General features: G+C 61.7%; 16 protein-coding genes. 8 read left to right on the forward strand and 8 right to left on the reverse strand.

Annotation, left to right across the window (positions count from 1 at the left end):
* Nucleotides 1-255, forward strand: a complete 255-nt coding sequence (locus KUF55_RS14570) for a hypothetical protein (protein ID WP_132359438.1) — start codon at nucleotides 1-3, stop codon at nucleotides 253-255.
* Nucleotides 256-339: 84 nt separating this feature from the next.
* Nucleotides 340-1275, forward strand: coding sequence for a LysR family transcriptional regulator (locus tag KUF55_RS14575; RefSeq protein WP_168150379.1), 936 nt, complete (start codon nucleotides 340-342; stop codon nucleotides 1273-1275).
* A gap of 25 nt (nucleotides 1276-1300) precedes the next feature.
* On the opposite strand, the gene KUF55_RS14580 is transcribed toward KUF55_RS14575, so the two are convergent.
* Together KUF55_RS14580 and KUF55_RS14585 are read right to left on the reverse strand one after the other, a co-directional pair.
* On the reverse strand, nucleotides 1301-3301 hold the full coding sequence (locus KUF55_RS14580; protein WP_218817059.1) for a SpoIID/LytB domain-containing protein: 2001 nt from the start codon (nucleotides 3299-3301) through the stop codon (nucleotides 1301-1303).
* A 60-nt stretch (nucleotides 3302-3361) separates the two neighbouring features.
* Entirely contained in the window at nucleotides 3362-3904 is a 543-nt protein-coding gene (locus KUF55_RS14585; RefSeq protein ID WP_218817060.1) for an LGFP repeat-containing protein, read from the reverse strand.
* Between the two features lie 120 nt (nucleotides 3905-4024).
* On the opposite strand from KUF55_RS14585, the gene KUF55_RS14590 reads away from it, so the two are divergent.
* Together KUF55_RS14590 and KUF55_RS18955 are read left to right on the forward strand one after the other, a co-directional pair.
* Nucleotides 4025-5101 (forward strand): enoyl-CoA hydratase/isomerase family protein, encoded by a 1077-nt coding sequence (locus KUF55_RS14590; protein WP_255557070.1) that lies wholly within the window; start codon nucleotides 4025-4027, stop codon nucleotides 5099-5101.
* A gap of 1593 nt (nucleotides 5102-6694) precedes the next feature.
* On the forward strand, nucleotides 6695-10183 hold the full coding sequence (locus KUF55_RS18955; protein ID WP_218817061.1) for a hypothetical protein: 3489 nt from the start codon (nucleotides 6695-6697) through the stop codon (nucleotides 10181-10183).
* A 294-nt stretch (nucleotides 10184-10477) separates the two neighbouring features.
* On the opposite strand, the gene KUF55_RS19090 is transcribed toward KUF55_RS18955, so the two are convergent.
* Nucleotides 10478-10642, reverse strand: a complete 165-nt coding sequence (locus KUF55_RS19090) for a hypothetical protein (protein ID WP_370630999.1) — start codon at nucleotides 10640-10642, stop codon at nucleotides 10478-10480.
* Here KUF55_RS19090 and KUF55_RS19095 point away from each other — a divergent pair.
* Nucleotides 10586-10849: a helix-turn-helix domain-containing protein gene (locus KUF55_RS19095; RefSeq protein ID WP_370630995.1), complete on the forward strand. Its 264-nt coding sequence runs from the start codon at nucleotides 10586-10588 to the stop codon at nucleotides 10847-10849. The two genes, KUF55_RS19090 and KUF55_RS19095, sit on opposite strands and share 57 nt — an antisense overlap.
* Entirely contained in the window at nucleotides 10758-11069 is a 312-nt protein-coding gene (locus KUF55_RS19100; protein WP_370631000.1) for a hypothetical protein, read from the forward strand. The genes KUF55_RS19095 and KUF55_RS19100 overlap by 92 nt, the downstream gene beginning before the upstream one ends.
* Before the next feature lie 97 nt (nucleotides 11070-11166).
* Here the strand turns inward: KUF55_RS19100 and KUF55_RS14605 are convergent, their stop codons facing one another.
* The 4 genes from KUF55_RS14605 to KUF55_RS14620 form a co-directional block, all read right to left on the reverse strand.
* Nucleotides 11167-12360: an MFS transporter gene (locus KUF55_RS14605; RefSeq protein ID WP_218817062.1), complete on the reverse strand. Its 1194-nt coding sequence runs from the start codon at nucleotides 12358-12360 to the stop codon at nucleotides 11167-11169.
* 48 nt (nucleotides 12361-12408) lie between these two features.
* Nucleotides 12409-14172 (reverse strand): FMN-binding glutamate synthase family protein, encoded by a 1764-nt coding sequence (locus KUF55_RS14610; RefSeq protein ID WP_218817063.1) that lies wholly within the window; start codon nucleotides 14170-14172, stop codon nucleotides 12409-12411.
* A gap of 61 nt (nucleotides 14173-14233) precedes the next feature.
* Nucleotides 14234-15940, reverse strand: a complete 1707-nt coding sequence (locus KUF55_RS14615) for an NAD(P)/FAD-dependent oxidoreductase (RefSeq protein WP_255557071.1) — start codon at nucleotides 15938-15940, stop codon at nucleotides 14234-14236.
* A 55-nt stretch (nucleotides 15941-15995) separates the two neighbouring features.
* Complete coding sequence (locus tag KUF55_RS14620) at nucleotides 15996-17477, reverse strand: APC family permease (protein WP_218817064.1); 1482 nt, start codon at nucleotides 17475-17477, stop codon at nucleotides 15996-15998.
* A gap of 102 nt (nucleotides 17478-17579) precedes the next feature.
* Between KUF55_RS14620 and KUF55_RS14625 the strand changes: the two genes are divergently transcribed.
* Nucleotides 17580-19205 (forward strand): PucR family transcriptional regulator, encoded by a 1626-nt coding sequence (locus KUF55_RS14625; RefSeq protein WP_132359456.1) that lies wholly within the window; start codon nucleotides 17580-17582, stop codon nucleotides 19203-19205.
* A 14-nt stretch (nucleotides 19206-19219) separates the two neighbouring features.
* Here KUF55_RS14625 and KUF55_RS14630 read toward each other — a convergent pair whose 3' ends face one another.
* On the reverse strand, nucleotides 19220-20041 hold the full coding sequence (locus KUF55_RS14630) for a carbon-nitrogen hydrolase family protein (RefSeq protein WP_370630918.1): 822 nt from the start codon (nucleotides 20039-20041) through the stop codon (nucleotides 19220-19222).
* 561 nt (nucleotides 20042-20602) lie between these two features.
* Between KUF55_RS14630 and KUF55_RS14635 the strand changes: the two genes are divergently transcribed.
* The gene (locus KUF55_RS14635; protein WP_218817065.1) at nucleotides 20603-23011 is read left to right on the forward strand and encodes a hypothetical protein; all 2409 of its coding nucleotides are present in this window, start codon (nucleotides 20603-20605) and stop codon (nucleotides 23009-23011) included.
* Nucleotides 23012-23105 lie beyond the last annotated feature (94 nt).

The raw sequence follows: 23105 nt of genomic DNA on the forward strand, positions 1-23105 counted from the left end.
ATGAGCAGTACCTTTGACGATACGGTCTTCGACGAGCCGCTTGATGATGACATGTTCGAGCCCGGTGATGGTCGAGATGGGCAACCCTATGAAGGCTCCTCCGATAGTCCCGAGTCCATGACGGCCCTCGACCCGCTGCGCAAACACCTTTATCTCCTGGATGATGACCTCACCGCCGAAGACGAAGACAGTGATGAAGAAACGGTTGAGCAAGAGTGGACCGACGACGAAATCTCGGAAGAAGAAAACCAATAGCCGCTTGAGCCATAGGATGGGAAGCGGAGCGTAACCGATCCGGTCGCGCTCCCTTTCCTTTTTTTGGACGGCACGGGAGTTTCAGTGGTCAATCCGGTTCATCTGCGCACGCTGATCGAAGTGGTGAAGCACAAGTCATTTGCTTCAGCCTCGCTCGCCTTGGGTTACACGCCCTCGGCCGTCTCCCAGCAGATGTCGGCTCTTGAACGCGACACCGGAACCACGCTTTTTGCGCGTGGGGCTAAGAGCATTGACCCCACTCCCGCCGCTCTGACCATGATCCGTCATGCCCGGCGAGTCCTCACCGATATCGACACGCTCATGGCGGCGACGGCCACCCCCGATTTGGACGCCAGTGGCAAGCCACTGCAGGAACTGAACCTCGGGATCTTCCCCTCGCTGGCTACCTATGCGCTACCTCGACTGCTGGGATCGGCCGATTGGGACAAGCTCGGCATAGCCCTGCGGGTGAATGTGGGCGAACCTCAACTCACCATCGGCGGACTGCGTCGGGACGGCGATCTAGACGTTGCCCTGATCTTCCAGGTGGGCCAGGGCGGGCTGGCCTGGCCGGCACAGTTGCAACGCCAATGGCTCGGGGACGATCCGTTCCGGGTGGTGGTTCCGGCCTCATGGAAACTTGATGGCTCGTCGATTTTCAGTGCCGACCAGCTGGCGGACATGCCCTGGATCATCCACCACCCCGGCACCTCCGATGCAACGGTGATCTCACGGCTCTTTGACGCGGTTAATCTGCACCCACGCGTGGTGGCACACAGCGACGACTTTAACGCTTCCCTGCAGATGGCTGCCGCCGGACTCGGAGCTGCCTTGGTTCCCCAATTGGCCATGGCGCAGGCGCCAGCCGGCATTCAAGTCATCGATGCACCGGAAATACGCCTCGCCCGCAGCATCTTCGCCCTGCGCCCCGAGACGCGAGAAAACCCGAAGGTTGGCGTGTTCATGGATCGCCTGGCCGGAGTCTTGGCCGAGCTGGAGATCGCCCCAACCAAGAACTAGGTGCCGTAACGGGGACTCGGCTTTGTTAGCTATTGCCACTGACCGTACTGGTGCTCACCGAGACGACAGCCCCATTTGTGGTGCGCACACCGCTGGTATTGCCTACTCCGCGATTGTCCAAGATCTTGGATCCCGAAACCTTCATGGTGGCCGAACCGGACGCGGCAATGCCACCGGTGAAGGTGGTCGGTTTGTACCCGGCCCACCCGTTGGCACTGATTTCCGTGCTCTTGATAACCGAGTTTTTCCCGGTGGAGCCGGTGATTCCCGACTGCCCGTTGAGTCGCACCAAGGAGCCGCTGATCGTGGTGGATTGTCCATTGCTCTGCACGCCAATGCCGTGATTCCAGGCGACGGTCGAGGCATACAGCGTTGAGTGGGCACCCTTGAGCCACAGCGCACCGGTGTTGCTCGGATTGGCGTAGCCAATGATGTACACATTGCCAAGCTTGGACCAGGTGCCCAGGTTCACGGAACGGGTGGCCGAGGCCATGGTGTATCTGTAGGTGGTGCTGCTGGCCTTGGTCGTATAGATGGATCGGTTCTTGTGGTCGATCCAGTAGGTTCCGGCCACCACCGCGGCCTTGCTGGTGACCCTTTTGAGTGCTGCCCCATTGGCATAAAGTATCTGGGTGCTATTGCAGAGGTTGCCGGTGGTGCAGGCCAGCCCGGTCGGTGCCGTGGACGGAATCTTGGTGGAGTAAATCCGCTGCAGGGTTCCGGAGGCGGTGGTGCTCACCGCGACGGTTCCGTCCAAGCGGGTGTTGGATCGCGTATTACCCACCAGGGACTGGCGGGACTTGAGCGTGAGGTTATTGGGCTTGTGAGTTCCGGCGTCCAAGCAGATCACCGCTCCCTCGACGGCAGCCGAAACCGCCGTGGCCATGTTGGCCCCAACCTTCACCGTGGTGGTGCAGAAGTTTCGCGGATTGATGGTTGTTGCCACCGGGGCGGCCACGATCGGTTTGATGCTGGTGATCCACGCCGAGAACGCACCAACGCCGGTGCTCGAGCCGCGGAAAGCGTTGCCGGTCAGGGTTTTGCTGAGGCCGGTTGAGGACTTGGCCGTCGCCGATTTAATCGTCAGATCCGCCGACTTGGTGAAGGCCACCGAGGCCACATCCTTGAGTCCAAAGACTTGGGCCAACTTCGCCTGGGTGACTTTTTGACTCCAGGTCTTGTACGGGTTGTTCGCGTTGGTCTTCAGTGACCAGGGATCACTGCGCGAGCGCAGGTACGGGAATGGAGTTGACCAGACATCTTCGCTGTTTCGGGTGGCGCCTCCGCTCGAGGAGAAGTACAGGGTATCGGCAAGTCGCCCGGCATACATGACGACCTTCCCGGTGGCCGGAACGCCGGTGGAGGTACGCGTGAGGGTGGCTTCAACTGCCGCCTTCCACTTGGCTCCGTAACCGAGCCGTTCGTTCTCTTTCACAAATCCGGTGAACTTTTGATCCAGCGTCTCATCGGTGACGTTACAGTCACAGGAGGACTTGAGCGTATTCACCTTGCGCATCGCGTAGGTTCGTCCGGCCATGGCCTGGGCTTGGAGCACCGCCGAGGGCCAGGAAGAGGGAACCTCGGCCAGACCATAGAGATACTCATCGTTGAGCCGCAAGGAGCTCACCAGATTGACCTGATCGCTGAGTATCCCGGCTTCCAGCACCCCATGGCGGTAGATCCCGGGTGAAGAAGATTCGGCGTTGGACTTATTAATCAGGAGGGTTGCCGCGGTGGATGAGGGCCAGGCCCGGGTGCCTTCCCACTGGATGCGCAATTTCCCGGTGACCAGGTTAGCCTGCGGAGCAGGGTTGATGTCCCTGACCCCATCCTTGTTCAGATCGCGTGCAATGACGTCGTATCCGGCCGGGGTCTTAAACGTATAGCTCAGCGACGTGCCGCTACGGGAGAAGGACAGTGTGGAACCCGCAGCCCCCGTGTAAGTCTTTTTGGCCGTCGGATCAATCACGCGCATTTTCCCGCTGGCAACGCTCAGTGAGCTGGTCGCGGACTTGAGCAGCTGCACACGAATGTCACTGGCTGCCGAGCTGGTGCTGGCCGTGACGGTGGCCGGGTTGTAGTAGTACTACAGGATGGAGGTCGCGCTCTTGCCCTCCTCTGCCATGGAACGGGCACCGTATTGACTCATCCCTACCCCGTGCCCCCAACCGGACCCTGCAAGGGTGAAATCCCCCGGCTTGGGCGTCGGTAGCCAGTAGCTGGTGCCGTTGCTGCGTGCACCCAGAATGCCACCGGTGAAGGCCTGCCGGGTGTCGGCTCCGTAGCTGTACTGTTCGGCGGTCGGGTAACCGAATCTACCGTTTTCCCAGCCGGTGTCCGCCCACGCCTGGGCCAACGCGTTGCGGACCGTCACGGCCTTACGAGTATCGGAATACACCACAATTCCGTCGCGGTGCGAACGCCACAGTCGCCCGTCCTTCAGCTTCCCGGTCGTGGCATCGGCACCGCCGAGGCTTGTTGCGGCCTTGGCCAGGTATGCAGCATTGGACTCGGCAATGGTTGCGGCCGGCACCATCGTGGTGATCGAGGGAGCTGCCGCGGCCGCGGTTCCGGGAATCAGCAGGCCGGCGAACAAAGTGGCAGCAAGCATCAGGGCGGTGGGTCTCATCGATTTCCTTGGGGCGGCGCGACGGCGTTGTCCGGTTACACCCGGGGCCATGAAATCTGATCATACGTCAGCTGCATTAACTCGGCAGCAGTTTCGCCTCACCCGGTGGTGCACGATATCTTGGCAGCAGCACCTTTCACGCCATCAAACAGGAGTTTTCTCATCTCTTCTCTCATCACCGCTTCCACCCATGGCTCGCTGGGTCTGGTGATGTTGCGCCGCCCCGAGGCCATCAATGCCCTCACCCTGGGCATGCTGGAAGACCTCACTCGGATCTTCACGGAGTTTAGCAGTGATACCAAAATCTCCATGGTCGTTCTGCAGGGTGAAGGAGCACGCGGATTTTGTGCCGGCGGGGATATCAAGGACTTTCACGCGGCGGTCAGCAGCGGGGAACACCAACGCTTCCTAGAGTTACTGAGACTCGAATTTGCCCTTGATGAGATGATCGCCAACTATCCCAAACCGGTGGTCACCATGGTCCATGGGCTGTGTATGGGCGGCGGGATCGGTCTGGCCTCCCATGCTCCGATCCGCATCACCACCCCCGAGGCTCGTTTCGCGTTGCCCGAGGCGCGCATCGGCTACTCTCCCGATGTGGGATCCACCCTGCTGCTGGCCAGGGCCCCGGGGCACGTGGGTGAATATCTGGCCCTGACCGGGACCAGCTTCACCGGTGCCGACGCGGTAGAACTGGGCTTTGCCGACATGATGGTGAGCCAGGATCGCTTCGAGGAAATCTTTGAGGCACTACCCGACTTCGATTCGATGCCCGCGGCGGAAATCGCCGCTGGCATCGAGGTACTTTTTGGCTTCTTTGCCGCTTCCCCGCTCGCCAGCCAACAGCCGTGGATTGATGCTGCCTTCTGCGCACCCACCGTTCCGGAGATCATTCAGCGGCTTTCGACGATGCGCCATCCGGCCGCCGCAGAGGCGCTTGCTGCCCTTCAGGCCAACTCCCCCACCTCGCTGCACTGCGCGCTGGGCGCCGTGCGGGCAGCACGCACCGAGGATCATCTGCGCTCGGCACTGGATCGTGAACTGCGGGTGGCCGAATACTTGATGTACCGCGGGGATTTGACCGAGGGCATCCGCGCCCAGGTCATCGACAAGGACCGCTCCCCCCGCTGGAATCCGTCCACGGTTGATCCGGCCACCGAGCGCGAGATCAACGAGCTAATAGCCGGGGAACTGTAGCCCTGCCCAAGACCTGATCCTGTCTCACCGGACCAGTAGCGAGTGCTTCCACTGGCAACGAACGGCAAGGTTTCTACGAGCAGGAATGTTCGTCATCCAGAACAGTTCCTGCAAACTACGCAATCAACTCACCATCGACGAACTAACCAAAGAATTCCACCTCATCGATCAGCCCTAAAAATTCCATAACGGAGATCAAAAATTCACCGGTGTCACGTTCCACAGGCTGATTGGGCCGTCCCTGCACAATGCACCAAAATTGAATCGTGGGTCTAGATACTTACGGTCTGGTCTCACGATTCTTTAGTTGCGGCCGCGAGCCCTCTGTCCCCTCTGACGGTCTATGCGCGGTGCAAGATTACTCGTCCGTGAACAGTCCGTGAAGTCGGGCCCACATATCGTCGGATTGTTTCCCGGGACAGATCATCACGTTGCGTATCGGCGGCGTGATGGGTTGCACTTCGACACTTGTCCACGAATTCTCAGCCATGTGCACATCAATGACCATCTGGATAAAGTCCTCTGCTCCGTCACAGCGGTACCGCCCCTGTCAGACTGTGAGTCCTTCCCCTCAATTCAGCAATTTGTTCAAGAACACGTAATAGACCTGTTCAGGGTCACTTATGGACTGCCCGAATGCGTTTAGTCGGGTAGATTCAAAGCATTCACTTGCAGCGTTATTCTTTTGGGGACTAACGCGGCTTTTCTCTCTTACGGTCCCAGTTGTTTGCCGGCCGTCTGGATACAGGTTCCTCCGAGCCTGCTGACAATAGCTGCATTCGCCACGGCTAAGCCGTAATTCATATTCAAGGGGACACTTTCGTAATGATGCGCTCGCTCGTCAGAGCTATGGGACTATTACTCGCCACAATCGTCATGTTCGCCGGCAGTTTGCAGCCGGCAGCAGCGGTCAATATGGACACGCTGCCACCAGTGATCGTCAGCAGTAGCGTGAGCCCAGAATCAGTCAATCTAGCCGAGGGCGCTACCACGATCACGCTCACACTCCACATCGTGGATGAGTCCGGAGTTCATGCGCCCACTGTCCAGTTCGAACATTCTGAGAGCATTCAGAGCGTGGGTTTTGGCTCGATGTCTCTGGTCGCGGGTACAGCATCCGACGGCGTTTGGAAGAAGAGCGTTGACTTGCCAGCTAGTGCCGGAGCTGGCGCGTGGAGCTTCCTAATGTTTCCCTTGACCGATTTCCCCGGCAACATGGGGCAATTCAGCCATGTGGGAACCGTTCAGGTCGCAAACGAATCGGCACCCACGGAGAAAAACCCTCCCAAGATTATTGAGGTTTCTGCAACTCCCACAAGCGCCAATCTGCATGATGAACCAGCGAAATTTAATCTCCGGTTGCGCATTACAGACGAGACTGGGGTGCATTCTCCGACAGTTCTACTGGAGCATCCGAGTGGCCAGCAGTACGGCTTTGGGGGTATGACTCTTGTTTCGGGTGATCACCGTGACGGCATCTGGGAACACGAAGTAGTTGTGAACAAGGGATCCTTTACCGGAACTTGGACATTCGTGCTATTCCCGCTCGTCGACTACCCGGGGAACAGCACATTCTTTCAAGATGTCGCACAAGTGACCGTGACGGACGCAGCCCCGCTCACCGCAGTAACCCCGACCATCACCGGCACCACCACCGTCGGCAAAACCCTCACCGCCGTCCCGGGCACTTGGGGACCGACAGACGTGAAACTCACCTACCAGTGGTCCGCCAACGACACCAACATCGACGGGGCCACACAAAACACCCTGGACCTCACCCCGGCCCACGCCGGGAAGACGATCACCGTGACCGTCACCGGTTCCAAGCCCGGCTACGCCACCACCTCGAAGGCCAGCACCCCAACCTCGAAGATCGCCACCGCAAACCTCAGCACCGCTGTCCCGACCATCACCGGCACCACCACCGTCGGCAAAACCCTCACCGCCGTCCCGGGCACTTGGGGACCGACAGACGTGAAACTCACCTACCAGTGGTCCGCCAACGACACCAACATCGACGGGGCCACACAAAACACCCTGGACCTCACCCCGGCCCACGCCGGGAAGACGATCACCGTGACCGTCACCGGTTCCAAGCCCGGCTACGCCACCACCTCGAAGGCCAGCACCCCAACCTCGAAGATCGCCACCGCAAACCTCAGCACCGCTGTCCCGACCATCACCGGCACCACCACCGTCGGCAAAACCCTCACCGCCGTCCCGGGCACTTGGGGACCGACAGACGTGAAACTCACCTACCAGTGGTCCGCCAACGACACCAACATCGACGGGGCCACACAAAACACCCTGGACCTCACCCCGGCCCACGCCGGGAAGACGATCACCGTGACCGTCACCGGTTCCAAGCCCGGCTACGCCACCACCTCGAAGGCCAGCACCCCAACCTCGAAGATCGCCACCGCAAACCTCAGCACCGCTGTCCCGACCATCACCGGCACCACCACCGTCGGCAAAACCCTCACCGCCGTCCCGGGCACTTGGGGACCGACAGACGTGAAACTCACCTACCAGTGGTCCGCCAACGACACCAACATCGACGGGGCCACACAAAACACCCTGGACCTCACCCCGGCCCACGCCGGGAAGACGATCACCGTGACCGTCACCGGTTCCAAGCCCGGCTACGCCACCACCTCGAAGGCCAGCACCCCAACCTCGAAGATCGCCACCGCAAACCTCAGCACCGCTGTCCCGACCATCACCGGCACCACCACCGTCGGCAAAACCCTCACCGCCGTCCCGGGCACTTGGGGACCGACAGACGTGAAACTCACCTACCAGTGGTCCGCCAACGACACCAACATCGACGGGGCCACACAAAACACCCTGGACCTCACCCCGGCCCACGCCGGGAAGACGATCACCGTGACCGTCACCGGTTCCAAGCCCGGCTACGCCACCACCTCGAAGGCCAGCACCCCAACCTCGAAGATCGCCACCGCAAACCTCAGCACCGCTGTCCCGACCATCACCGGCACCACCACCGTCGGCAAAACCCTCACCGCCGTCCCGGGCACTTGGGGACCGACAGACGTGAAACTCACCTACCAGTGGTCCGCCAACGACACCAACATCGACGGGGCCACACAAAACACCCTGGACCTCACCCCGGCCCACGCCGGGAAGACGATCACCGTGACCGTCACCGGTTCCAAGCCCGGCTACGCCACCACCTCGAAGGCCAGCACCCCAACCTCGAAGATCGCCACCGCAAACCTCAGCACCGCTGTCCCGACCATCACCGGCACCACCACCGTCGGCAAAACCCTCACCGCCGTCCCGGGCACTTGGGGACCGACAGACGTGAAACTCACCTACCAGTGGTCCGCCAACGACACCAACATCGACGGGGCCACACAAAACACCCTGGACCTCACCCCGGCCCACGCCGGGAAGACGATCACCGTGACCGTCACCGGTTCCAAGCCCGGCTACGCCACCACCTCGAAGGCCAGCACCCCAACCTCGAAGATCGCCACCGCAAACCTCAGCACCGCTGTCCCGACCATCACCGGCACCACCACCGTCGGCAAAACCCTCACCGCCGTCCCGGGCACTTGGGGACCGACAGACGTGAAACTCACCTACCAGTGGTCCGCCAACGACACCAACATCGACGGGGCCACACAAAACACCCTGGACCTCACCCCGGCCCACGCCGGGAAGACGATCACCGTGACCGTCACCGGTTCCAAGCCCGGCTACGCCACCACCTCGAAGGCCAGCACCCCAACCTCGAAGATCGCCACCGCAAACCTCAGCACCGCTGTCCCGACCATCACCGGCACCACCACCGTCGGCAAAACCCTCACCGCCGTCCCGGGCACTTGGGGACCGACAGACGTGAAACTCACCTACCAGTGGTCCGCCAACGACACCAACATCGACGGGGCCACACAAAACACCCTGGACCTCACCCCGGCCCACGCCGGGAAGACGATCACCGTGACCGTCACCGGTTCCAAGCCCGGCTACGCCACCACCTCGAAGGCCAGCACCCCGACCTCGAAGATCGCCACCGCAACGGTTCGAGTTACCCCCGCAGCGCCGACATCGGACGCCACGACCGGCAGCTACACTGTGCCCACCACCAGCGGGGTCACCTATCTCGTCAACGGGAGCACCAAGGCGGCAGGAACCTATTCCTCCGGCTACACCAAGGTGACGATCTCCGCCGTGGCGAAGGACGGATTCACGCTCACCGGGAGCACGTCCTGGACCTTTGATCTGTCCAAGAAGTCTGCGACAGCGACCGAGCCTTCGGTCAATTACTCCGCGAAGACGATCGCCATCCCACGTGTCGCCGGGGTCGCCTACTACATCGACGGCATCCTCAAGGCAACCGGCACACATAAGGTCACGACCGCCACGACGGTCACCGCCAAGGCTGCTGCGGCGAACTACGTGGTCGCGGCGAAGACGTGGAAGTACGACCTGCGCACGGCAGTTGCACCCGCCAAGCCGGTCTTCGACGCCCCCAAGAACACCGTCAAGATCCCGACCAAGACGGGCGTCAGTTACTACGTCAACGGGGTCAAGCAGAAAGCGGGCACCTACAAATACACCGGCACGGGAACCGTCACAACCAAGACCTCAAGCAGCTCCTACAAGCTCACCGGGACCACGTCGTGGAAGTTCGACAACCGAAACTCCGTTACGCCCACGAAACCCACCTTCAGCGCCTCGGCCAACACCGTTAAGATTCCAACCAAGACGGGCGTCACCTACTACATCAACGGGGTCAAGAAGACGGCCGGAACCCGTAAGTACACCGGCACGGGAATCGTCACCACCAAGACCGCGAACAGCTCCTACAAGCTCACCGGAACCACGTCGTGGAAGTTCGACAACCGAAACTCCGTCACACCCGCCAAGCCTGTCTTCAACGCCTCCAAGAACACCGTCAAGATCCCGGCTAAGACGGGCGTCACCTACTACATCAACGGGGTCAAGAAAAAAGCAGGCACCCACAAATACACCGGGAAAGTCACAGTCACCACGAAGGCTTCGAACAGCTCCTACAAGCTTGCCGGAACCCAGAAATGGGCAGCCCGGCTATAAACGGGAAGCCCGATCGCTAACTACTGAGTGAAACCTGTGCCACCGGCTGTTGTCGGTGGCACAGGCGTTTGGCCGCCAGGACCATATCTAAGCATCGCTCGATACAGTACGAGCCGGTGCAAAAGTTCAGCGCTGTGAAACCAAATGTTCGATTACCGACATGATTATTCGACTCTGAACAGTCACTGTCTATGCCCACCTGACAAATCCACACTCCCACGTGGTCGACGGGTATCGTATGCAGGAAAACCAAAAACCCATGTCTTGTCGGCCGATAGTTGACCGCGCAAAATGTCAGCCGCCCCAAATCTGATCGGCCGCCGCGAGCGAAATAAGCAGGCCAAGCTCGAGCGAATCATCGTCGTCGCCAGCGAGCTTTTTGCCGAGCAGGGAGCCGGTGAGATCACCACACAACAAATCGCCGACAAGGCAGACATTGGCACCGGAACCCTTTTCCACTACGTACGGTCGAAGGGCGAGTTACTCCTATCTAGAGCAAAACTCCAATTATGCCCACGCACGGGCCGAGGGCAGCAACGCCGCTTCGCCCAGCAACGATACTCTAGAGGCGATCATGGCGATCCTCGTTCCGGTGGTGGAATGCAATCGCACCCAAGTCGACAATGGCCGGCCCTACCTGAAAGAAATGGTTTTTGGCGACCATGAGGAACGCCACCACCTCGGTCTGGCCCTTTCGTCCCAGTCCGAGGTGGCCATTTACATCGTCTTGCAGTCAGATCAGCGCTTTGGATCCGAGAACGCGGTCACGCTCGCACACTTCATCTCCGCAATCATGTTCCTGACACTGGCAGCCAGCGCCAATGCCACCAAGACCGTTGCTGAGCTCACGCAGGAGATCCAAACCCAGATCAACGTCCTGTTGTAGCGGCAACACCGCCGTCACTTGGTGAGGATGAAGAGGTTGACGGCAGTCATGGCGGCACCCACGATGCTGCATCTAGTCGAGGGGAACCGAAGCTCCCTTAGTTCTTCAGCGAACGCAGCGGCACCACGGAGGCTAGGGTCACCACGCCCATGGCAGTACCAAGGGCAGCAAATGCTCCGCCGGCACCCAAGGTGCTGGCAAAGATGCCAATGCCCACGGGAATCACCGACTGTCCTAACCGGTTGCCCAGCAATCGAATCGACATCCACGTGCCGCGGGTGCCCTCCGGGGCGATCAGCGTCACCACGCTCATGCTCAATGGTTGTCCAATGCCCAGCGCCAGGCCGGCCAATACCAACGCCACGGCCATCGCGATCACCGGCAGCGGCACCACCAGCAGCGCCACCAGAACCGCGGCCGCACCAGTGGAGACAAGCATGAGGGTGCCCCGGCCAAATCTGCGGACCAGGTGATCCAACCCCAGCCGGGAGAGCACCGTGGCACCGGCTCGTGCCGCCAGCAATAGCCCGACGGTTTGGGTGGAGATGCCGCGTTCCACGGCCAACGCCGGAAGATAAACCTGCAAGAGGTCAACGGTGCATAACACCATCATGCTCAGCGTGATCGAGGCGATCAGCGGACGGCGGGCCGAACGTTCAACGTTCAGTGCGGTGCGCAGCTTCACTTGTTTTTTGAGCTCACCGCGTGGCACACCGATCGGGTGCCTGGCCATAAAGATGCTGGCCGCCAGCACCCCGAAGGCTCCCACCAGGTAGGCGCGCATCAGCAGTGAGGTATCCGGGGCTACCGCGCTCCCGCCCAGTACACCCAGCAACAACGGGGCCACGGCCTGGGCCAGGGCCGTCACGGTCGTGTACAGCCCGAAGACTCGATCCATGTTCCGGTTACGGGCCGAGGCCAGCCGACTTTGCTCACCGATCAGGCTCATCAGGTGTCCCACACCCAAGAGCAGATTCCAGCCCAGCAGCGCCGGCAGGGTGGGCGAAGCAAAAAGTAATCCGGCACCGGGGATGATCAGCAGCGCTGAACCCACCAACAGGATGCTCTTCTCCCGGCCGCGATCCGCGGCCCGGCCAATCATGACGGCAAGGAACACCGGCAGGATGGAAAAGCTCGCCACCACCAGGCCCAGCAGCCCCGGATCTACCCCCAGCTCCAGCGCCTTGTAGGAGGTTGCTGGCCGCACCAAAAAGATCGACCCCTGCAATAAAAAGCCGTGGGCAAGCACGGACGGGAAACCGATGCCGGCGACGGGGTTTTTGGGGGCCATAAATGCCATTATCCCAAGCCGGGCGGCATCCCGGCGCATCGGCGGGAGCTACACGTCCTGTTGTGGCGCAAGTTTGCCCTCCGGCCGCGCAGCCGCGGGGTGTACCGGGGCGACCGTATGGTGGGTCGAATCCTTGGGTTCCACCCGTGCCGGGCTCACGGTTCCGGTGACCACCGGGGCCGGTTCACGCTCGGTGGGTTCACGCGGGGTGGGCCAGGGCAATGGCGCGTGTTCGCCGAAGGTGTCGGCGTCAGCCTCCGCCCAGTCCGGGGCCCAACCGCGCGGCGGATCGGCCAGCAATTCGCCGGGCGCCAACCAGTGGTGCAGACCCGCGTAGCTGCGAGTGGTCAGCTGATCAACGCGGCGGCGCAACATCCTGGTGTTCAGCTGGGCCGGATCACTCACGCCCATCGAGGCCATCAGCTGGGCGGCTTCCTGCACCGTGAGCTTGTGATAGTTGTAGACCCGGTTGCCCTTGTCCACCACGTCCAGCGCGCGGAAGAGCCGTGGATCTTGGGTGGCAACACCCACCGGGCATTCGTTGGTGTGGCATTTCTGCGCCTGAATACAGCCGGTGGCCATCATCATGGCCCTGGCGCTGAAGGTGAAGTCGGCCCCCTGAATCAGCCGTTTGACCACGTCCGAGCCGGTGGCAACCTTACCCGCGGCGCCGAGTCGGATTTTGGCGCGCAGCCCGCAACCCACCAGCGCGTTGTGCACCAGCATCAGGCCCTCGGTCAGCGGGGTACCCACGTGGTCCTCGTACTCCAGAGGGGCGGCTCCGGTGCCGCCCTCGGATCCATCGATGGTGATGAAGTCGGGGGTGATCCCGGTGTCCAGCATGGCCTTGCACATGGCCAGAACATCGGTACGTGAACCAACACAGAATTTATACCCCACCGGTTTGCCGCCGGAGAGTTTGCGCAGTCTGGCCACAAACTCCATCAGCTCGATCGGCGTGGAGAAGGCCGAATGCGAGGCGGGGGAAATGCAGTCAATGCCCATCGGCACCCCACGCGTCTCGGCAATTTCTTGGGTGATTTTCGCCGCCGGTAAGACCCCGCCCAGTCCGGGCTTGGCGCCCTGGGAGAGTTTGATGGTGATCCCCTTAACGTGCTCGTTGGCGGCCTTGACGGCAAAGATTTGCGGGTCGAATCTACCGGCCTCATCGCGGCAGCCAAAGTATCCCGAGCCGATCTCCCAGAAGAGGTCCGCCCCGTGTTCCAGGTGGTAGGACGCCAGCCCGCCCTCACCGGTTTCGTGGACAAAACCACCCATGGCGGCGCCCTTGTTCATGGCGAGTACCGCATTTTTGGACAGCGCCCCGAAGCTCATCGAGGAGATGTTCATCAGCGAGATCTCATATGGCTGGGTGCAGTCCGGGCCGCCGATGCGAACCCGGTGCTGCTGGGCGCTGACCTCTACCGGAACGGTGGAGTGCAGGAGGTATTCGTAGCCGACCTCGTTCACGTCACGTTCGGTGCCAAAGGCCTTGTGGCTATCGGCGCCCTTGGCGCGTGCATAAACCAGTGAGCGGGTGTCCCGGTCAAAGGGGCGGCCATCGGTATTGCGTTCGATGAAGTATTGCTGGATCTCCGGGCGAATGGATTCAAAGAGGAAGCGCATCCGCCCCAGGACCGGGTAGTTGCGCAGGATGGCGTGTTTTTTCTGGATGACGTCGTGGATGCCCAGCCCCAGCAGGCCCACCATCAGCACGGCGATCACCCACCAGCCACCGGGCCCCAGGGAGGCGGCGATGATCGTGATGAAGCCGAGCAGGGACAACAACGCAAGAATCAGAAATCTCACCATGGTTTGAGCCTAGCGCCAACTCCGAGCGCGGCGGCGCAGGCGCCGCGCTCGGCCGGCAGAACTAGTTCCGCACACTCACGTTTTCATCAAGCTTCAGCGGACCGAGTTCGGCGAGGAATTGCCCGGGGCCCGGGTTCTGCGCGGCGTCTTCGCCGCCGAGGTGGCGCAGCACGCCCCAGACCGCGTTCAGTGCCGTGGTCACTGCGCCCTCGGCCCAGCCCGCGGTCCAGGACACGTCGTCACCGGTCAGGAAGATGCCGCGGTGTTCGGCCGGGGCCTCACGCTGGTCAAAGTGCGTGTAGAGGCGTTCCTGGTAACGGTAGTGGCCGGGCAGGTTGGCCTTAAAGGCCCCCATGAAGTGCGGCTCGGCCTCCCAGGACACGGTGATCGGCTGACCGACGATATGGCTGCGAATATCCACCTGGGGGTAAATCTTCGCCAGCGAATGCAGCATCAGCTCCATGCGGCGTTCGGCCGAGAGGGCGAGCCACTTCAGGGCGTCATCATTCCAGGTGTAGGAGAGCAGGATGACGGCCGGGGCGTCATCGCCATTATCCAGCAGATAGGTGGCGCGGTTCAGTCGATCCGTCAGGGTCATGGAGAGCAGGAACTCACCGGTGACCGGGTCCCGGTCCTTCCAGAAGGGGCGGTCCACCATCACAAAGGTTTTGGATGACTGCATGTAGTGCGAGCGCTCGATCGCCGTCCAGAGTTCGGCGGGGAACAAATCTTCCTCGGTGTCGATCCCGGTGGAGAGCAACCAAGACTGCACGGAGGACACCACGGCCGGGTAGGTGTGGGTGCGGCCGAACTGTTCGGTGATCTCGATGGCCGTGGAGCCATTAAATCCTGGCTCGTCCGAGCGGCGAATCGTGGCCACCGCCCCGCGGGGTGCACCGGCATGCAGCGAGGCCAGGGTGGTACCGGCCGGCCAGTGGGCCAGGTCCTGCGGTGCGTGGTTCCACAACCCGTGGGGCAGCTTCGCCGCTCCCCCGGTGATGCCGCGGTGATTATCATCCGCGTCGGTGTAGACCACCCGCAGGATTTCCAGGATGGAGTTGGAGAAGTCGGTGTCCCAGCCACCGGAGCCGAAGCCGACCTGGCCGAAGGCCTCGCGGTGCTCAAAGCCGGCCTCCTTGAAGGCCGCGGAGTTGGCGATAAAGCCGTAGAAGCTCTCCTCATCAAATTCTTCGAGCAGCGAGTTCCAGATCCGCTTGACCTCGAGCGCGTCACGCGACTTGATGGCCCGCTGCATTTCATCAAAGGATGCGTCCTCGCGCAGCGCCCGCTTCCAGGCATCGGCGACCTCGTGGAAGAAGGCCGGCAGGTCTCCCTCCTTTTCCACGTAGACCTTTTTGCCCTTGAGCTCGATGACCGTGGAGTCGGTCGGTGCGGCCAGCGGGTTGGGGAAGTCGAAGGTTTCCAGACCCAACAAATCGATGTAGTGGTACAGCGCCTTGCTGGAGACCGGGAAGCGCATGCCCCCGAGATCACAGGTGATCTCCGGTGCGGAGGCGAAGCTGGCGGTGCGCAGCCGTCCACCAATCTGATCGGCCTCGTAGATGACCGGCTTGAGGCCCAACTTCATCAACTCGTACGCCGTGACCAATCCGGAGAGTCCGGCGCCGATGATGGCAACTTCCGTGCCGTAGAGTTCCGGCGGAACACTGCCCAGACCGGCCGGATGAGCCAGGAAAAGATCGTAGTTAAAGGGGAAGTCGGGGTTCAGCATGTTGATCGTGCCATCACTCTGCGGCAAATTGTTCATCGTCCTGCGTCCTTCTGGTTATAGCTAAAAAATGGTTCGCGACAGCGAGGAAAGCTTAGGAATCGCCCGTATGGCTTTCAATGTACTGCGCCTTACTCAGGGCGCCCAGACGTGATCGAGATCGACCATAACCGAGGTAGAGTCCCACCCCGACGAGCATCCAGATCCCGAACACCAGCCAGGTGTGCCAGGACAGGTTGGCCATCAGGAACAGGCAGGCTCCGATGCCCAGAATCGGGGTCAGCGGGTACAGCGGCGCCTTGTAGGTGCGTGGGGCGTGTGGCTGCTTGCGGCGAAGGTAGATGACCGAGACGCCCACCAGGGCAAAGGCGAAGAGTGTGCCGATGCTGGTGGCCTCGGCGAGGGCACCGAGCGGAATGAACCCGGCGGTGATCGCCACGATGCCACCGGTAATAAACGTGCCGGCCACCGGGGTGCCGGTACGCCGCGAAACGCGGGAGAAGATCGCTGGAACGAGGCCGTCACGCGACATGGTCAGCAGGATGCGGGTTTGACCGTAGAGTACCGTGAGCACCACGGAGGCGATGGCCAGCACCGCGGCGATGGCAAAGAGCAGCACGATCCAGCTTTGTCCGGTGAGTTCACCGATGATCTGCACCAGTGCGGCCTCGGTACCCTCGAACCAGGTCCAGTCGCGGGCGCCGATGGCGGATACCGCTACCAAAACGTAGGCCACCGTCACGATGATCATCGAGAGCAGGATGGCCTTGGGAAGATCACGTTTGGGGTTGATGGCTTCCTCGCCGGCGGTTGATGCCGCATCAAAGCCAATGTAGGAGAAGAAGACGATCGAGGCGGCGCCCGTGACACCCGCGGCACCCATGGGCAGCAACGGCTCAAAGTTCCCGGCATCAAAGGCGGTGAAGGCCACGATGGAGAAGAACACCAGGATGCAGGTCTTGATGATGACCACCGTGGTGTTCACGATGGCCGATTCCTTGGCCCCGCGGGCCAGCAGCAGCGTGGCCAGCAGCACCACGATCAGGGCCGGCAGGTTCACCACGCCGCCCTCACTGGGTCCGCCGGCCAGCGCGGTGGGGATTTCTAGGCCCAGGGTGTGCAGCGCCTCGTTGACGTATTCTCCGGCGCCCACGGCCACGGCGGCGACTGAGACGGCGTATTCCAGTACCAGGCACCAGCCGCAGACCCAGGCGATTCCCTCACCCATGGTGGCGTAGGTGTAGGAGTAGCTGGAGCCGGAGACCGGGACCATGCCCGCCATTTCCGCATAGGAGAAGGCGGAGAAGAGTGCCGTAACACCGGCCAGCACAAAGGAGATCCAGATGGCCGGTCCGGCCACCGGAACCGTGGCTCCGAGCACCACGAGGATGCCGGTGCCCATGGTCGCGCCCACGCTGATCATGGTCAGCTGCATCAGCCCCAGGCTGCGGCGCATGGTGCCGTTGCCGCCGTTGTCCTCGGCCTCCCGGGCCATCGAGGAGATCGACTTTTGGCGCTTCAGCTGCTGACCGAGGCGCAGCGTTGCACGCTGTCCGGTATCGGTGGTGGTTTGCATATGCGAATCCTTGGTTGAACGGTTTCTAGCGCTTTCCGGTTCCCAGCTTAAACGTGTGACCTCAATCTCACGCCGAGCCAAATTGAACTAAAGTTGTTCAGCATGGGACAAATTGCACCGAAGGACGAATCCGCATCCAGCCCGAACCTCGACTTCGCCAGACCCTGGGACTCCATTACCCTGACCCGGTTCTTGCGCCAGCTTCCCAGCGGAATCACCGTGCTCCACGATGCCGGAGACAGGCCACTGCGCTGGGTGGAACCCAGCGACATCGATGACCCCACCCCCTATCTGGTGGACCACGAACTGATCCTGACCAGTGGGTTCCCCCTCTTGGACAGGATCAACGACGCCGAAGCGGTCCACGAATTTGTCGCCCGTCTGGTGGCGGCAAATGTCTCGGCATTAGGTTTTGGACTTGACCCCTACTTCTCCACCGTTCCACCCACGCTCATCACCGCCTGTCGCGAGCTGGACCTTCCGCTGTGGCAAATTCCCGGCACGCTGCCCTTCGCGGCGATCGGGCTGGCCTTTGCCAATCTCATGGAGGCCGATAGCGCGCGGATGATGCGGCAGAACGCCGACGCCAATCGACTGCTGATGCGTTGTGTCAGCGGCGAAAACCCCGAGCAAGAAATTATCACGGTGCTCGCCCAACGGGCGACGGCGGCGGTGCAATTACTTGATGCCGGCGGGCGCCTACGATATTTCGCCACCACCGCTGGCCAATCCGCCCTCCAGGGCCTGGAGCTGGAGTCGCTACTGGCGCAGGCGGCCGACCCGCAGGGGCCCAAGCTAGTTCTGAGCGAATCCGCCGGGCAACACCATCTGGCTTTCCCCATCCGCCCGACGGCACCGAGGGGGTCGCGGGTTCCGCCATTGTTGGGAGTGTTGCAGCTGAGCTTCGGGCACCAGCCGGGATCCGCTGAACACAACCTCATGTCCACCGCGCTGGGACTGCTGGAGGTGGTGGCGCGCCAACGGGTGATCGGTTCCTTCGCTCCCACACAGTTGGCCACCGCGCTCTTACTTGATGGCTCCGAGTCGTTGGACGCCGAAGCCCTCGAACTTTTTAACGGCTCCCTCGCAGGTTCCGCACGCCGAGCGCCGCGAGTGGTGCTCGCCATCCCGCGCCCCGACTCGGCGCCGCACGATCCGGGCCACGCCCTCACCCGTTTCCGTTCGTTATTGGAAACCAAACTGGTGGTTCACTCCGAGGGTCGACTCACGGCCATTACGCGCGCCGAGCCCAGCCGCGAGGTGATCCATCGCATCGAGGCCGCCGGCTACTGGGCGGCCTTTAGCCGGCCGATAGATCAGCTTCAGCATGAGGGGCCAGGGATTTCGCTGGCCGCCGGCCTGCGCGAGATGGCCACCGAAGCCCGCGGATTGGTGCCGCGTTTACTTGATGAGGGACGCAGTCTCAGCGCCGAGAGCCTGCCGCAGTCCTTTGCCGCACTCCTGCCCCAGGCGGCTAGCCGGCAACTGGCCCAGTCGCTACTGGGCAATTTGTTGGAACTGCCCGCCAAACGACAAGACCTATATTTGCAGGTGCTGCGAGCGTGGCTGGACGCGCATGGATCCTGGGATGCCACGGCGACGGCCATCGATATGCACCGCAACTCGGTGCGGCGCCACATCACCGCGATCAGTGAGATCTTGGATCTGGATCTTGCCCGGGCCGAGGTGCGTTACGAGTTGTTCCTCGCCTTAAGGTTCTTGCCCTGAGTCTCGGTAGCGCCTCAGATGCCCCATGCTTGGTAGAGGTCTGGGCGGCGATCACTCAGGTACGGGATCTCTGTACGGGCGGCGGTCAAAGTTTGCGGATCAATCTGTGCAAAAAGTAGCTCAGCGTTCGGTGAACCACTGGCCAGGACGTTGCCAAACGGGTCGGCGATGACGCTGCCGCCACCCAAGGCAAAACCGTCTTCCACGCCCGTGTGGTTGGCGTAGGCAATAAAAAGCTGCGATTCGATCGCGCGAGCGGGCACCAGGGTATTGCTCACCGAATCGTAGCCACGACCCAGCGCGGTGGGGACCAGAAGTACCTGGGCACCGTGCACGGCTGCGGCACGCACCGTTTCCGGGAACTCAAGATCAAAACAAATGATCATGCCCAGCTTCAACCCTCGATAGTCAATGATGGTCGCGGGTTGAGTTCCGGGGCTGAATACTTCCTTTTCGGCATCGCCAAAGAGGTGAACCTTGACGTAGCTGCCGCGTGGGTTTCCGTTTTCATCAACAAATGTCGAGGTGATTTCCCAACGGTTTCCCGTAATCGCCGGCAAGGAGTAGACGAGGGCTATACCGTGGCGGGCGGCGATCTGCCCCAAGGCATCGTGCAGTCCCGGAAGCGAAGCTGGATCCAGTTCGGCGCGTAATTTCCGCGGTGCATAACCCACGACAAAGAGCTCCGGGGTCACCAAGAGCTCTGCCCCGGCCGTGGCTGCGGATTGGGCAGCCTTTTCGATAGCCGCAAGATTCGCCGCGCTATCGAGTACCTGCGCCTGCGCCTGCATGACGGCCAACAGCATTCGTTCCTCCAGGTCTGGGTCGGTGTTCAATTACAGCTTAGGGGCGCAACGACATCAGAAGCTCCGGCCATTTGGCACCGTATGTGGCCACGTTCGGGATGATTCGCACCAACAACTGATCCGCCTCGCGTGGGCGTCATTCCCGGTTGCCGGCAATTCCCGTTGCCTTCAGCAGATCACACCATCACTCGAAGGAGAAGAGCTTCGACGGAGACAGCAGCGCGAAGGCAGATTCTGCGCGACGCGCTCCTTGATCAACTCCCCCAGACCCTTTCCTGGGGGCCGCTCAGCAGCTCAATCGGAGTCATGCGCGGGCGCAGGAATTAGTTGCAGGAGTCCACGCGTCGAGGGGGCCTTAACTTACCCGTGGGTAAGTTAATTCTCGAAACCCCTTGCAAACTTACCCGCGAGTAGGTTCAATGACTCTAGTTCCTTTTTGTAATCCAGATCACAACGAACCATGGGCTCGCTCGCAATCCGGGCCAGCTCCTCCCGTTCCACCGCGCATGAACACGTGGCGTGCTTTTCTGCGCCAAAAAACAGGTCATCTTCCCATTGCACCATCCAACGCTTCGCCCCCAAGGAGTCCAGTTGAATGCACATTTAGCAGCCAAACGGCACACGCTTTTGCATGCGATCATCACAGTTTTGCTCGGCCTATTCCTCGTTGCCTTCCTGGCGTTCTACACCATGTTCTCCTCACAGGTGGCAACCGGCGCCTCGGATCTCAACGACGGAATGGGAAAGGCCAACGACGGCGTCATCAAGCTCGCGGACGGCTCCAATGCCGCGTCCTCCGGCGCCACCGAACTGGCCGACGGCACCTCGGCACTCTCGGCCGGGGCACAAAAGCTGCTTGACGGTACGGATAAGGCCGCCAGCGGCGCTACCCGGCTTTCCGAGGGCGCCACCGAGCTAAACGCTGGAACGTCCAAGCTCTTGCTCGGTGCAGTTGATGCTTCGGCCGGTGCCACCAAGCTCGGCGACGGCGCTGGAACCCTGGCCACGGGCGTGGACAAGCTTGTCGACGGAACGCAGAAGGTTGATGCGGCAGCGGACAAGCTGAACTCCGGGGCTTCCAAGTTGGCCACCGGAGCAGGCAGCGCCAATACGGGTGCACAATCATTGAGTGCAGGTTCCACTAAATTGGCCGATGGCACCTCATCGCTGCTGACCGGAACCGGCGCACTGGATGATGGAGCACAGGCGCTCAAATCCGGTTCTCACGGGCTCTCCGACGGACTCTCCGCCCTGGGCCTAGGCACCTCAAAGGTTGATGCCGGCGCCCAAGAACTCTCCACCGGTGCACAGCAGCTCTCCGCTGGAGCAGGTGCCGCCAACGACGGCGCACAGAAGATCGCCGCCGGCACACAGGCCGCAAACGCCGGTGCACAGAAACTCGCCACCGGCACCAGCAGTGCGGCAGCAGGCTCCGACGCGCTGGCTAACGGCAGCGACAAGTTGCTCGGCGGCGTCGAAGAACTCGCCGCCAAGGCTCCCGCCCTGATTGAGGGTGTCGGCGCATTGAAGGACGGCTCGGATCAGTTGGCCACCGGCAGCACCAAGCTGGCCGCCGGTACCAAGGCCCTGGCGGGCGCTGCTCCCGCGTTACGTGAGGGTATTGTCGCCGCTCAGGAAGGCTCGGTAGCGGTGGAAACCGGCGCCAAGAATCTTGATGGTGGGCTGCAGACCGCTGCCACCAAGGCGGGCGAACTGGCTGCTGGTTCAACTCGTCTTGCCGATGGGATGGATCAGCTGGCAACCTTCATCAAGGAGAACCCGGCAGTTCCGGTGGGCCTCTTGCAGGACAAGATCGAGAAGCTGAATGCAGGAGCCACAGAGCTCAACGCCGGCATGATCAAATTGGATGCTGGCACCACGACCCTCTCCGCCGGAGCCACCAAGCTTGCCACCGGATCCAGCAAGCTGGTTGACGGCATGACTCAGCTCAAGACCGGGACCAAGGATCTCAAAGATCAGACCACAGCGTTGAACGCGGGTGCTCAGACCATCAAGTCCGGTGCCAACTCGCTCGATGGTGGGCTCGGCAAACTCAGCGAAGGCTCCAAAGCCCTGGGCGTGGGTATCGGTTCACTCAAGGACGGCGCCACCACCCTGAACGCCGGTGCCCAGAGTCTGAATTCCGGACTCACGCAGCTTGATGCGGGCTTCAACGATGAGAAGGCCGGCCTGCTGGTGGGACTAGATTCGCTGGGCAATGGCGCCTCGGCGCTGGCCGAGGGCACCGACGCCCTGGCCACCGGATCAACCAAGCTCAGCACCGGTGCAGGTTCCCTCGCACAGGGAACCACGGCACTGAGCGAGGGCACGGGCAAGCTCAACACCGGCGCGCAGAAACTGGCGGCCGGCGGAACCAAGCTCGCCGACGGCACCTCTGCCTTGGAAACCGGTGCCACCGCCCTTGATCAGGGTGCCGCGAAGTTGGCCGACGGAAGCAAGAAGCTGGCCACCGGAACGCAGAAATTGCAGGATGGCAGCTCGACCTTGGCCGCCGGCACCTCCACGCTGGCCACCAAAACTCCCGCGCTGGCTCAGGGTGCCGAATCGGCAGCTGCCGGTGCCTACAAGATCAAGGATGGCGCGCAAAGTCTCGCCGCGGGCAATGGCAAGATCGCCCGTGGCGCGCAGGATCTGGATGCCGGAGCGGCCAAGCTCGCCGGAGGAACCGAATCTCTGGACCTTGGCCTCGAATCATTGCGCAAGGGCACCTCGACCCTCTCCATCGGTGCCACCGCCCTTGATGAGGGTGCAACCAAGTTGGCCGACGGCAATTCGCAGCTCGCCACCGGGCTGAGCTCGCTCAACGAGGGATCCACCCAATTGGCCAGCGGCACCTCACGCCTGGAAGCCAGCACTCAGGCCGTGGCAGCTTCCAGCATCGGTAGCAGCCCCAGCGCCCTGTTGCTGTTGATTCCGCTGCTGTTGCTTTTGATCCCGGCGGTCATCATGATCCGCAATCGCCGGCACCTGCGCGGCTAATTAGTACCACTCTTACAACAAGCGCGGTCGGTCAGTTCCCCCACGGGAAACTGACCGACCGCGCTTGTTGTGGTGCAAAACGAATAAATTCGCA

Origin of the sequence: Paeniglutamicibacter sp. Y32M11 (assembly GCF_019285735.1) — a bacterium.
In the GTDB taxonomy this organism is placed as follows: domain Bacteria; phylum Actinomycetota; class Actinomycetes; order Actinomycetales; family Micrococcaceae; genus Paeniglutamicibacter.